Source organism: Paenarthrobacter sp. YAF11_1 (assembly GCF_052113445.1).
GTDB lineage: Bacteria > Actinomycetota > Actinomycetes > Actinomycetales > Micrococcaceae > Arthrobacter.
The window spans coordinates 78488-91157 of the sequence record NZ_JBFRDF010000011.1; the positions used below are offsets into that span (position 1 = coordinate 78488).

The following is a 12670-nucleotide window of genomic DNA, read 5'->3' on the forward strand; positions in this document are numbered from 1 at the left end:
TGTCGCGGGTACTCCGAAGCAGCAACGGACGCCAGAGCCCCGGGGACGGCTAAGCGCCGGCTGGAATCCCAGCCGGCGCTTTTCAATCCCGCCCTTGTTGGCCATGCTCCCCGTAGTACGTCAGGAGTTTCGGACAGAGGCGGGATCCGTAGCGGAGTCAGCCTGCGTGCTTGCCGTGGTCCGGACGTGCTTCCACGCCTTGGAGGAGCAGCAACGCCATACGCTCCTGCTGCCTGCGTTCGCGCTTGAGTTCTTTCCGGATCGCTGCGAGGTCCTCGGCAGTGTGGGCCTGCTGCTCTGCGATGGCCTGCTGCTCCCGCAGCCTTGCCTGCAGTTCCACGTTGGCGCGGCTGAGTTGCAACTGCTGTTCGGCCAGGACGTACTGGGTGCGGGACAACTGCTCCTGCACTTCCCTCACGTCACTTGCCGCGTGCGGGCGTTCCTGCGTGAGGATCCTGGCGAACTCCAGATCCAGGTCGGAACCGGAGTCCGGGCCGGAGGTAGGGCGTTCGGTGCGCGGAACCTGACGTTCGCCCACCGGAACCTGACGCCCGGCACCCAAGGTGCCAGCGCCGTCGTCGTCCGCTTTCAGTCCGTCCGCCCTCAAATCGTCCGCCTTCAGCGCGTCCATCGATGCCGTGTCCAGGGACATCCCAGCGTCCGAGGAGGCCGTGGCAATCAGTTCCTTCTCCGGAGCCGCATCCACGGTCCGGCGCAGCGGCCGTTCCTTGATGAAGAGCACCGCCAGGAGTGCCACGACGCTGATGATCGCGGAGATCAGGAAGATCTGTGCGGTCGCGTCACCATAGGCAGCCCTCATGATTTCGGCGACGGGGGCTGGCATATCAGCGAGGTCCATGCTGGCCCCGGACGCGCCGCCCTGGACAGGAATACCAGCGGCGGCCATGCCTTCAACGGCCAGGTCCTTCACGTGGGTGGACATGATGGCACCCAGGACGGAGACACCGATCGCGCCACCAACCGAGCGGAAGAACGCCACGGAAGCACTGGCCGTTCCGATGTCCTTTGCCTGGACCGTGTTCTGCACGGCGAGGACCAGGTTCTGCATCAGCATGCCAAGGCCCAGGCCGAAGACGCCCGTGTAGATGGCTACGATCCACAGTTCCGTGGTGTGGTCCATGGTTCCAGCAAACGCCAGGCCGCCGATCAGCAGGACGGAGCCGGCGATCAGGAACCTCTTCCACTTACCGAAGCGGCTGATCAGGATGCCGGACGCGACGGACCCAATCAGGTTGCCGGCGATCATCGGCAGCGTCAGCAGGCCGGCCTCGGTGGGCGTGGCGCCGCGGGCAACTTGGAAGTACTGACCCAGGAACGTGGAGGAACCGAACATGGCGATGCCGACGGCAACCGAAGCAACGATTGCCAACGCCGTGGTGCGCTCGGAGATGATCTTCAGCGGGATGATCGGCTGTTCAACCTTGGTTTCCACGAACACCAGCACGGCCAGCAACGCTACGCCGCCACCCACCATGAGGGCTGACTGCCAGGAGAACCAGTCGTAGTAGTCCGGGTTGCCGGCGAAGGAAACCCAGATCAGGAGCAGGCTCACGCCGGAGGTCAGCAGGATGGAACCGAGCCAGTCGATCTTGGCGGGGCGCTTGATGTGCTGGATCTTCAGGGTCACCTGAAGCAGGATGAGCGCGACGACGGCCAGCGGCACGCAGACGAAGAACGTCCAGCGCCAGCCGAGCGGGCTGTCCACGATGAAGCCGCCCAGCAGCGGGCCACCGGCAGTGCCCACAGCCATGACTGCGCCCATGTAGCCGGAGTACTTGCCGCGATCACGCGGCGGGATCATGGAACCGATGATGGCCTGCGCCAAGGCGGTGAGGCCACCCATCGCCACACCTTGGATGACGCGTGCGGTCAGCAGCAGCGGGATGGTTTCGGACAGGCCTGCCATCACCGAGCCGGCCACGAAGATAATGATGCTCAGCTGGACCAGGAGCTTCTTGTCGAAGAGGTCCGCGAGCTTGCCCCAGATGGGCGTGGTGGCCGCGTTCGCGAGTAGAGCGGCCGTGATGACCCAGGCGAAGTCGGTTTGGGTGCCCTTGAGCTCGGACATGATGGTGGGCAGGGCGTTGGCAACAATCGTGCTGCTGAGGATCGCCGTGAAGAAGGCTGCCAAGAGCCCGGTCAGGGCTTCCATGATCTGCCGGTGGGTCATGGGCGCGGCGGCCTTGCTGGCCGCGGGGCTCGCTGAGGCGTCCACCGCCTTGGTGTTCTGAACTGCTGGTGTGGCCATGGTGGCTCCTAAGCTGTCTGGTGTGTTGTGATGGAGCCGGCCGCCGTTGCCCGGATTGAGTCCTTGAGGGACTCCGTGAGTTTGTTGATCACCTGGGAGGCCTCGAGGGCGTCTGCCTCGCTCCAATCCGCCAGGTAATCCCGCAGTCTCACGCTGCGTTGTTCTTCAAATTCGCGCAGCTTGGCCGCGCCGCTCTCTGTCAGGGCGAGGAGTTGGGCCCTGCCGTCCGCAGGATCCGGTCGCCGCACCACAAAGCCAAGGTCTTCCAGCTCGGTGATGTGCCTGCTCAGGACCGGGGCGCTGACGCCCAGGCGGGTGGCCAGTTGGGTAGCCCGCGTCTCCCCCTCGCCAATGAACCGCATGACTCCCTGGACGGCCATTCCGACGTCGGGAACGCGGGCCATGTGGGCGGTCACCACGCAGCGCAGCGTGCGCTGGAGATCGAATATTTGATGCACAAGATCGGTCGCTGTGGCAGAACCGACGGACATGGAAAACACCCCTCTTTTTGTTTGCCTAAAGCAACTATAACTCAGATTGATTGCTTTGGGAAACTAAAGATGGCTTCGGTTCGTGTTGCGGGGCCCGCTCCACGCCCTATTTCCCCGGTTTGGGGCGCAGAGCAGGCCTCACAACGCAGCCAGCCCCCGCACGATGTTCCGTGCGGGGGCTGGCTGTTTTGGGGCTTTTAGTCGCGTCTGTTTAATCCAAATGGGTGGGGCCGAACATCTTCAGCAGCGTTTCGACCACGACGACGTTGGGTCCGTCCGCTTGGAAGGACGCCTTGAGCGCGTCCCCCACTTCCTCCGGGGCGACCCGGCGGGCCGGGACGCCGAAGGACTCGGCAAGCTTGACGAAGTCCGGGCGGGCAAGCTCGGTTGCGGTGGCTTGGCCGAAGGCGCCCACCATGTATTCGCGCAGGATGCCGTAGCCGCCGTCGTCCACGATCAGCCAGGTCACCGGGACGTTGTGCTGCTTGGCAGTGGCAAGTTCGGAGATGGAGTACATGGAGGAACCGTCACCGGAGACAGCCAGCACACGGCTTGGCTTGCCCGTGGTTTCCAGTCCCACAGCCCCGCCGATTGCCGCAGGGAAGCCGTAGCCGAGGCCGCCGGCGCCCTGGGCGGAGTGGAACTGGCCCTGACGGGCGTCCCAGCAGCTCCAGCCCCAGTAGGCGGAGATGGTCATATCCCAGAACGTCTGCATGTCGGCGGGGACAGCCTCGCGGATGTCGGCCATGAACTTCAGTTCCTTGGCCAGGTCCTGTGATTCCAGGCGTGCCGTGACCTTGGCCAAGGATTCCTTGACCACGTTCTCGGGGCTGGTGCCGTGCCAATCACGCTTGGTTGCGTCCGCGGCACCGGCTGCTGCGAGGGCTTCGTCAAGTGCTGCGAGGGCCTGGCCGGCGTCGGCGCGGATGCCCAGGCCGGGCCGGTTGGATTCCAGGACGCGGGGTTCGGCGTCGATCTGGATGATGCGGCCGCGGGGTTCGAACGTGAAGTAGTTCGAGGTCACTTCGCCCAAGGAGGAACCAATGACGATCAGGACGTCGGCGTCTTCCAGGACGTCGGTCATGTACCGGTCCTCGATCCACGACTGCAGTGACAGTTCGTGGGTCCACGGGAACGCACCGTTGCCGCCGGGGGTGCAGATCACCGGGGCGCGCAGCTGCTCGGCAATCGAGAGCAGCGACTTCTCGGCCCGGCCACGGCGCGTACCGCCGCCTGCGATGATCGCCGGACGTTCCGCCGTCGAGAGCCATTTCACGGCCTCGCGGATCAGTTCGACGCGCGGCGGGTTGTCGAATGCCTCGGCGAGGGCGTCCTCCACCGGGGGAACCATGATGGGATCCAGCAGGACATTCTGCGGGATTTCGATCCAGACCGGGCCCTGTGGCGAGGAAATCGCTTCGGTCCAGGCGTCCTGGATGGCCGATGGGATGCCGGAAGCATGCTGGATCAGTCGCTGGCTCTTGGTGACGTTTGCCGCCGAAGCCTTCTGGTCATCGAGCTGGTGCAGCATGCCCTTGCGGCGTGCGCCCAGGCCATCGAGCGGGATCTGGCTGGCCACAACCACCATAGGCACACCCGTGGCGTACGCCTCCTGCAACCCGGCCAGGGACGTCAGCGCGCCGGGACCGGTGGACAGGAACAACACACCCACCTCTCCGGTTGCGCGGGAATAACCGTCAGCTGCGAACGCCGAGTTGTTCTCCACGCGGGAGGAAACAAAGTGCAGGTTACCGCGGCCCATGGCATCGAAGAGACCCAACGCGTGCTGCCCAGGGATACCGAAGACCGTCTTCGCACCCAGTGCTTCAAGGGTCTCCACGACGAGGTCCCCACCGTTGCGCTGGTTGGTGCCCTTCGTAGGAGCTGCTGTGCCGGGGTCGAAGTCGATCATCGCTGATCCCCCGTTGCCTTGGCGAGCTCTGCGATTCGAGCGCCGAGGGCCTGCTGCGCGTAGCCGTTCGGAGCGCCGAGGCGGTCACCTTCCACTGCGTTGTCGGCCATGAGGGTCACGAGCTCGTAAGCTACGTGGCTGCCTGCAACGCCGGTGATTTCTGCGTGGTCGTAGGCCGGGGCAACTTCAACGATGTCCGCGCCGACGAGGTTCATGCCGCGGAAGCCACGGATGATCTCCAGGAGTTCGCGGCTGCTGATGCCACCGGCCTCGGGAGTGCCGGTACCCGGGGCATGGGCCGGGTCCAGGACGTCGATGTCCACGGAGATGTACAGCGGACGGTTGCCGATGCGGTCACGGATCTTGGCGACCGTTTCCAGGACGCCCTGGTAGTAGACATCTGCGGAGGTGACGATTCCGAAGCCGAAGCGGTGGTCGTCGTCGAGGTCTTTCTTTCCGTACAGCGGGCCGCGGGTACCCACGTGGCTGATGGCTTCGGTATCCAGGATGCCTTCCTCGACGGCACGGCGGAACGGGGTGCCGTGCGTGTATTCGGCGCCGAAGTAGGTATCCCAGGTGTCCAGGTGCGCGTCGAAGTGAAGCATGGCGATCGGCTCACCGGCGCGCTCCGCTGCTGCGCGGAGGAGGGGCAGGGCAATGGTGTGGTCGCCGCCCAGAGTGACCAGCTTGCTGCCGTTGGCCGTGAGGTCCATGGCATTCTGCTGGATGGTTTCGATGGCCTCGTTGATGTTGAACGGGTTCACAGCCATGTCGCCGGCGTCGGCAACCTGGATGTTCTCGAACGGGCTCACGTCCCAGGCGGGGTTGTACGGGCGCAGCAGACGGCTGGCCTCACGTACGTGGTTGGCGCCGAAGCGCGCGCCGGGGCGATAGGAAACGCCGGAGTCGAAGGGGACGCCTACAACAGTGACATCAGCCTTGGCCACCTGGTCCAGGCGGGGCAGGCGGGCATAGGTGGCGGCACCGGCATAGCGCGGGATGCGGGACGAATCGATGGGACCAAGGTTGCCGTTGGCCTCAATACGGAGCTCTTCCAAAATGCGCCACTCCTTAGTGGATAGCTGGGATGACTGTGACACCCATCATACACTCAAAGTTTCCTAATATGCATCACCTGTTTACAAGTCAGATTTGAAGGCGTGCGTCCTGAGATGCCGGTCACAGTGGGCGTAAAGATTCCATAAAAACCGGGGTCCCGGCGTCGAACGCGGCCATACGCTCCTTGCGGAAGCAGCATCGTGCTGCACGAAAGGACACAGTGACCACCTTGTCGAGGCCTCCGGCCGATCCGGCCAACCGGCCAAAGAACTCCTTCAAGCTCAAGCCCTGGCTGCTGGAAGGAATGCCGGACACCTCAGGCAAGAGGCAAGGCCCCCACGGCCGCCCGTCGGACTCTCACAAGCCGCAAGCCTGGTGGAAGGTCATGTGCCTCACCGGCCTGGACTACTTCTCCACGCTCGGCTACCAGCCCGCCATCGCGGCCCTGGCAGCGGGCTTGCTGTCCCCTTTGGCCACCCTGCTCCTGGTGCTGGCAACCCTGGCCGGCGCACTGCCCGTCTACCGGCGCGTGGCCCGCGAGAGCCCTCGGGGCGAAGGCTCCATCGCCATGCTGGAGCGGCTCCTCCCCCGCTGGGGCGGCAAGCTCTTCGTCCTGGCCCTCCTGGGGTTCGCGGCCACGGACTTCATGATCACCATCACGCTCTCAGCTGCCGACGCCACAGCCCACCTGATCGAGAACCCCTTCGCGCCGCACTTCCTGGAAGGCCAGCAAGTTGTCATCACACTGGCTTTGATCGCCGGGCTGGGCGTGGTCTTCCTTCGCGGATTCAAGGAAGCCATCAACGTGGCAGTAGTGCTGGTGGCAGCGTTCCTGGCACTGAACCTCGTGGTCATCGCCGTATCCATGACCCATCTCTTCACCGAAGCCGGAGTCATAACCGACTGGTGGACCGCACTCACCACCTCCCACGGCGATCCGATCATGATGGTTGCCTTGGCCCTCCTGGTCTTCCCCCGCCTGGCGCTGGGACTCTCCGGATTTGAAACCGGCGTGGCCGTCATGCCCCAGATCAAGGGACACGCCACAGACACCGAAGCCAACCCGGCCGGCCGGATCAAGGGCGCCCACAAACTGCTGACCACTGCGGCCATCATCATGAGCTCATTCCTCATCACGTCCAGCTTCACCACCGTCATGCTGATCCCCGCCGCCGAATTCCAGGACGGCGGCAAAGCCGAAGGCCGCGCACTCGCCTACCTGGCGCACAAGTTCCTCGGCGACGGCTTCGGTACTGTTTACGACGTCAGCACCATCGCCATCCTCTGGTTCGCCGGCGCGTCCGCCATGGCCGGGCTTCTGAACCTCGTTCCGCGATACCTGCCCCGCTACGGCATGGCTCCAGCCTGGGCCCGGGCACTGCGCCCGCTGGTCCTGGTGTTCACTGTGATCGCCTTCATCGTCACCATCATTTTCAAGGCTGACGTCAATGCCCAGGGCGGCGCCTATGCCACAGGCGTGCTGGTCCTCATCACTTCCGCTTCCATCGCAGTCACCTTGTCCGCACGGCGAAAGAAGCAACGCGGCCAGTTCATCGGCTTCGGGATCATCTCCCTCGTCTTCGTCTACACCACAGTGGTCAACTCGATCGAGCGTCCTGACGGCCTGAAGATCGCAGCACTCTTCATCCTGGGCATCATGGTGGTCAGCTTCATATCCCGCATGCGGCGTGCCTTCGAACTCCGGGCAACCCACATCAAAATGGACGAGAAAGCACTGGAGTTCACCGCCAACGCTTCCGAGGGACCCGTCCGGATCATCGCGCATGAACCCAAACACCTCAGCGCCAGCAGGTACCGCGAGAAACTGCAGCACGCGCAACAGGCCAGCCACCTGCCCGTCGACTGCGACGCCGTCTTCATCGAGGTCATCGTGGACGACAGCTCGGACTTCGAACAGGAACTCCAGGTTGTGGGCAAGATCCGGCACGGTTTCAAGATCCTGGAAGTGCACAGCAACAATGTCCCCAACACCGTGGCGGCAGTCCTCCTCCACATCCGCGACGTCACTGGATTCATGCCCCACATCTACTTCCGCTGGACCGAGGGCAACCCGATCTCCAACCTCAGCAAGTTCCTGTTCTTCGGCGAAGGCGAGATCGCGCCGGTAACCCGTGAAGTGCTGAGGGAGGCCGAGCCGGACATCACCCGCCGGCCGTGGGTGCACGTGGGCTGACCACCTGCTCCCCCGCCGCCGAAACTACAGTTAATGCCCATGTTTGCCGCAAACATGGGCATTAACTGCCATCTCGCGGGGAGAAAATCTAGCGGCTTGCCGCCGGCACCAGCACCCAGAGCACTTCGACGGTTTCGTCCGTGGGGTTGATCCAGGTGTGCGGTTCGCGGCCGGGGAAGGAGAGTGTGTCCCCTTCTTCAAGGTCGTACTCTTCATTGGTCAGGATGAGCTTGATCCTGCCCTTGACCACGTGCAGGACATCGACGTCGCAGTCTACGGCGTAGAGCTCGTTCTCCCCACGGCCCCGCGGCTCTATAGTGGCCTGCAAAATCTGGAGTCGACGCTCTGAGCGGGCCGTCAGCAAACGCTCCACAATGCCCTGGCCACCCAAGGAGATGCGCGGACCGTCGTCGCGTTTGGTCAGGTGCGTTTCCGGGGCGGCGAACAAGTCGCCTACGGACACCGACAGGACCTGGCACAGGGTGACCAGAGAAGCGACCGACGGCGATGTCAGGTCACGCTCCACACGGCTGAGGAAGCCCTTGGTCAAGCCGGTAGCATCAGCCACTTGCTCGATGGTGAGGCGCTGCGCCTGCCGGGCTGCGCGGATTCTGGAACCGATGGCAACGGGAACATTGCTCGGTTCAACGGGGAGAGCCTTCATTCACGAACCTTTCAGGCCTGTCATGTGGCCCTGTCATTGGAGCAATAGTAGCCGGGAGACAGGCCAACACGACCAGAATCCGCGGAACCATGACCAAAGCACCTTGACTGTTACTCCGATCACAACATATCCTCATAGGCAACAAGTGTTGTCTGTGAGGCACACAACACCTCCCCAATCTCCAACCATCAGCACAGAGACTTCGACGCTTCGCAGGAGTATCGTCGAAAACCCCAACCTCCGTGCATCAGCTCCAAGGACCGTTCATGGAATCTTCGGCTATTAACATCGCAATCGTGGTGGTGTACCTGCTCGCCATGCTGGCATTCGGCTGGTGGGGCAAGTCCCGCACCAAGAACAACAGCGACTTCCTGGTGGCCGGCCGCCGCCTGGGACCGTTCCTTTACACCGGCACCATGGCCGCTGTGGTCCTCGGTGGCGCTTCCACCGTGGGCGGCGTCGGCCTCGGCTACAAGTTCGGCATCTCCGGCATGTGGCTGGTGGTGGCCATCGGATCAGGCGTGCTGCTGCTCAGCCTCCTGTTCGCCGGCACCATCCAGCGCCTGAAGATCTACACGGTCTCCCAGATGCTGAGCCTTCGCTACGGCAGCAGGGCCACACAGACCTCAGGCATCGTCATGCTGGCGTACACGCTCATGCTCTGCGCTACGTCCACCGGCGCCTACGCCACCATCTTCGTGGTGCTCTTCGACTGGGAACGCTGGCTGGCCATCGCCGTTGGCGGCGCGATCGTCCTGGTGTACTCCACCATTGGCGGCATGTGGTCCATCACCTTGGCCGACCAGGTCCAGTTCATCATCAAGACTGTCGGCATCTTCTTCCTCATGCTCCCGTTCGTCCTGAACGCTGCCGGCGGCATGGACGGCATCCGTGAGCGCCTCGACGACACCTTCTTCCAGATCGATGGCATCGGCGCCCAGACCATCATCACGTATTTCGTGGTCTACACGCTGGGCCTGCTGATCGGCCAGGACATCTGGCAGCGCGTCTTCACCGCCAAGACCCCCACGGTTGCCCGTTGGGGTGGCGCCACGGCCGGTGTCTACTGCATTCTCTACGGCATCGCCGGCGCCCTGATCGGCCTGGCTGCCCGCGTGGCCTTGCCGGATATCGATGTCGCCAACCTCGGCAAGGACGTTGTCTACGCAGAGGTAGCCACCCACATCCTGCCCGTCGGCATCGGCGGCCTGGTCATGGCCGCGGCTGTCGCAGCCATGATGTCCACCGCTTCCGGCGCCCTGATTGCCGCAGCAACGGTGGCACGTGCGGACGTTGTCCCGTTCGTGGCCAGCTGGTTCGGAAAGACCATCAACACCGATGACAGCGAAAACCCCGAGCACGACGTCAAGGCAAACCGCTACTGGGTTCTTGGACTCGGCATCGTAGCAGTTCTGATTTCCATGGCAGCACAGGACGTGGTGGTAGCCCTCACCATCGCTTACGACATCCTGGTAGGCGGCCTCCTGGTCGCAATTCTGGGCGGCTTGGTGTGGAAGCGCGGCACGGGCATCGCCGCTGCGTGGTCCATGGCAGTGGGATCGGTGTTGACTCTGACGCTGCTGATCCTCTTCGCCGTGGGTGTCATTCCGAGTGCGGACGGCGTCTACGCCAACGAACCGATCTACTTCGGCCTCGCTGCCTCGTTCATCGCCTACGTCGTGATTTCACTGCTCACCCCGCCAACGGATCCCGCCGTCCGCGCGGCCTGGGACAAGCGCGTTGCAGGTGCCGTCTCTGAGGAACTCCCGCCTGAGGCCCACCCGGTCAGCAGCCACAAGTAACGCAACAAGCAACAGAGCAACGTTCGACGGCGGCGCCTCCCCTTTCCGGGGCGGCGCCGCCCTTGTTTTATGCCCGCCGTTGTTTTGCCTCCGGGAACTGGGCGTTGCGTGGCCCGCTTTGCGCCCTAAAGCCCCGCCAAAGCACGCAGAGCAGGCCTCACAACGGGAGGGGGTTGGGGTGCTGTGGGGTAGGGTGGTCCCAGCTTCAAGAGATGTGGTGCCAAGCTCCGACTGGCCACACACCAACCCCATGTTCACGGGTGGTTCGGATGAGGAAGCGGCCCGTCCCGGACCAGAGACAACCGAGCGGGCAAGAGCACTCCCCCAAGGAGCAGTCCCTTGCCATACCAAGGCGATACCACCCCGGCACCAAGCAGTCCGGCACCAAGCACCCCGGCACCAACAGCCACGCCCACAGTTACGGTGATTCCCGCCGTCGACCTTTTCATGGGCACGGTCACCATCACCGCGAAGGCCGGAACCCGGCGGTTTGGACATCCCCAGCCGCACCTGATCGCGCAAGCGTTGGCCCGGGCCGTCCGTCCGACGCGCTGGTGTGAGTCGTCCAAGACACTCACGGTGACTGTTGCCGCCGTCGGCGAACGCGAGGGTGTGCGGCAGCACTACACCCTCACCCGGGAGGACTAAGCCTGGATTTCCTCGTCCTCGTCGCGGAATTCTTCGGTTTCATCGATCGGGACCACGCGTTCGTCGTCCTCCGGGGCGTCCACTTCTTCCACCCAGGCCTCGTCCACTTCCTGGTCCTCTGCGTAGTCGTAGGCCGGATCCGACTCGATGGTTGCCCGGTCCGGGTGCTTGGCGTGTGATTCGGTGGTGTCCATGCTGCAACCTCCGTCTCGTGGGCTGCYCAAAGCCCAGTTGAACGTGTGCGGGGAGGGCCCCCGCCCCTGTCCTTCCATCTGAGCACCGGCTCAGTCGAGGGTCAAGGACGGCCGGAAATTACGGTGCACCGAACATTCCAGCTAAGGAATACCAGCCAAAAATCCGCGCGGATAAGCGGTAGTGTGGGGCGTGCAATGGGGCCGCAACTACCCCACCCAGCACAGGAGAGAAAGTGCAACAGCACCAGGAATCCCCCGGTTCGTCGAGCCCCGCTCCGGACCCCACCCCGGAATCGGCAGCCCCCGAAAACGACGTAACGCAACCGCCGCCGCCCTCGCACGCCGACATCCGCCGGTGGCGTCAGTACCTCGCCGATGAGCGTGCCGAGGCCGCCGTGTACCGCGAACTCGCCCAGAGACGCGACGGCGAAGAACGCCAAATCCTGCTGGCCCTTGCCGAAGCCGAAGGCCGTCACGAGGCCCACTGGCTCAAGCTCCTGGGTGAGCACGCCGGAATGCCCAAGGCCGCATCATCCCGAAGCCAGTTCCTGGGCTTCCTGGCCCGCAACTTCGGGTCCGTCTTTGTGCTGGCCCTGGCCCAACGAGCAGAGGGCCGCTCCCCCTACGGCACCGAACCCGCGGCAACAGCTGCCATGGTGGCTGACGAACAGATCCACGAAGAGGTGGTCAGGGGACTGGCCACCCGCGGCCGGAACCGGCTTTCCGGTACTTTCCGTGCCGCGGTCTTTGGCGCCAACGACGGTTTGGTGAGCAACCTGTCGCTGGTCATGGGCATGGCTGCCACCGGCGTACCCAGTCCGGTGGTGCTGATGAGCGGTGTGGCAGGTCTTTTGGCCGGCGCACTGTCCATGGGCGCCGGCGAGTACGTCTCGGTCCGCTCCCAGCGGGAACTGCTCAATGCGACCCTGCCAACCCAAGCCACCCTCACGGCTGCACCGTCGTTGGACATCGAGCACAACGAATTGGTGCTGGTGTACCTCGCCCGCGGCATGACGCGCGAAGCCGCTGAGCATCGCGCCGCAGAGCGCATGGGCGTGTTCAGCTGCGACTGCGATCCCAGCCTCTCCTTGCAGCCTGAGAAACCTGCTACCGACGAGCACGAATCCGTCGGCTCCGCGTGGGGCGCCGCGGTGTCCAGCTTCTGCTTCTTCGCTTCCGGTGCGGTCGTTCCCATCCTGCCCTTTATCTTCGGCATGACGGGCTTTGCCGCCTTGATGGTGGCCGGTGTCCTGGTGGGCATCGCGCTTCTGGCGACCGGCGCCGTCGTGGGCTTGTTGTCCGGAACGTCGCCGCTGAGCCGCGGACTGCGCCAGCTCGCGATCGGCCTGGGAGCTGCGGCCGCCACCTACGGGCTGGGCCTGGTGTTCGGGGCAACCATCATCTAGTTTGGACGGCTCCCCCGCAGCCCGTAATGTT

Annotated in this window: 10 protein-coding genes and 1 riboswitch; of the genes, 4 read left to right on the forward strand and 6 right to left on the reverse strand. The window is 64.1% G+C overall.

What is annotated here, in order from left to right; translation table 11 throughout:
* Positions 1 to 157: 157 nt before the first annotated feature.
* The 4 genes from AB4Y77_RS16840 to speB form a co-directional block, all read right to left on the reverse strand.
* Entirely contained in the window at positions 158 to 2269 is a 2112-nt protein-coding gene (locus AB4Y77_RS16840; protein ID WP_442014712.1) for an MFS transporter, read from the reverse strand.
* Positions 2270 to 2277: 8 nt separating this feature from the next.
* Entirely contained in the window at positions 2278 to 2760 is a 483-nt protein-coding gene (locus AB4Y77_RS16845) for a MarR family winged helix-turn-helix transcriptional regulator (protein WP_442014713.1), read from the reverse strand.
* Between the two features lie 211 nt (positions 2761 to 2971).
* A complete protein-coding gene (locus AB4Y77_RS16850) occupies positions 2972 to 4672 on the reverse strand; it encodes a thiamine pyrophosphate-binding protein (RefSeq protein WP_442014714.1) in 1701 nt (566 codons plus the stop codon).
* On the reverse strand, positions 4669 to 5730 hold the full coding sequence (gene speB, locus AB4Y77_RS16855; RefSeq protein WP_311211802.1) for an agmatinase: 1062 nt from the start codon (positions 5728 to 5730) through the stop codon (positions 4669 to 4671). Before speB ends, AB4Y77_RS16850 begins: the two co-directional genes overlap by 4 nt.
* 221 nt (positions 5731 to 5951) lie before the next feature.
* On the opposite strand from speB, the gene AB4Y77_RS16860 reads away from it, so the two are divergent.
* Positions 5952 to 7925 (forward strand): amino acid transporter, encoded by a 1974-nt coding sequence (locus AB4Y77_RS16860; protein WP_442014715.1) that lies wholly within the window; start codon positions 5952 to 5954, stop codon positions 7923 to 7925.
* A gap of 88 nt (positions 7926 to 8013) precedes the next feature.
* Here the strand turns inward: AB4Y77_RS16860 and AB4Y77_RS16865 are convergent, their stop codons facing one another.
* Complete coding sequence (locus AB4Y77_RS16865; RefSeq protein WP_024819844.1) at positions 8014 to 8589, reverse strand: helix-turn-helix domain-containing protein; 576 nt, start codon at positions 8587 to 8589, stop codon at positions 8014 to 8016.
* Positions 8590 to 8855: 266 nt separating this feature from the next.
* On the opposite strand from AB4Y77_RS16865, the gene AB4Y77_RS16870 reads away from it, so the two are divergent.
* Together AB4Y77_RS16870 and AB4Y77_RS16875 are read left to right on the forward strand one after the other, a co-directional pair.
* Positions 8856 to 10391 carry a sodium:solute symporter gene (locus AB4Y77_RS16870; protein WP_311211800.1) on the forward strand — a complete coding sequence of 512 codons (1536 nt, stop codon included), beginning with the start codon at positions 8856 to 8858 and terminating at the stop codon, positions 10389 to 10391.
* Positions 10392 to 10594: 203 nt separating this feature from the next.
* Positions 10595 to 10714, forward strand: a riboswitch (SAM riboswitch).
* Between the two features lie 16 nt (positions 10715 to 10730).
* Positions 10731 to 11039, forward strand: coding sequence for a hypothetical protein (locus AB4Y77_RS16875; RefSeq protein ID WP_442014716.1), 309 nt, complete (start codon positions 10731 to 10733; stop codon positions 11037 to 11039).
* Here the strand turns inward: AB4Y77_RS16875 and AB4Y77_RS16880 are convergent.
* A complete protein-coding gene (locus tag AB4Y77_RS16880; protein ID WP_311211798.1) occupies positions 11036 to 11233 on the reverse strand; it encodes a hypothetical protein in 198 nt (65 codons plus the stop codon). The two genes, AB4Y77_RS16875 and AB4Y77_RS16880, sit on opposite strands and share 4 nt — an antisense overlap.
* 233 nt (positions 11234 to 11466) lie before the next feature.
* Between AB4Y77_RS16880 and AB4Y77_RS16885 the strand changes: the two genes are divergently transcribed.
* The gene (locus AB4Y77_RS16885) at positions 11467 to 12639 is read left to right on the forward strand and encodes a VIT1/CCC1 transporter family protein (protein WP_442014717.1); all 1173 of its coding nucleotides are present in this window, start codon (positions 11467 to 11469) and stop codon (positions 12637 to 12639) included.
* Positions 12640 to 12670: the final 31 nt, after the last annotated feature.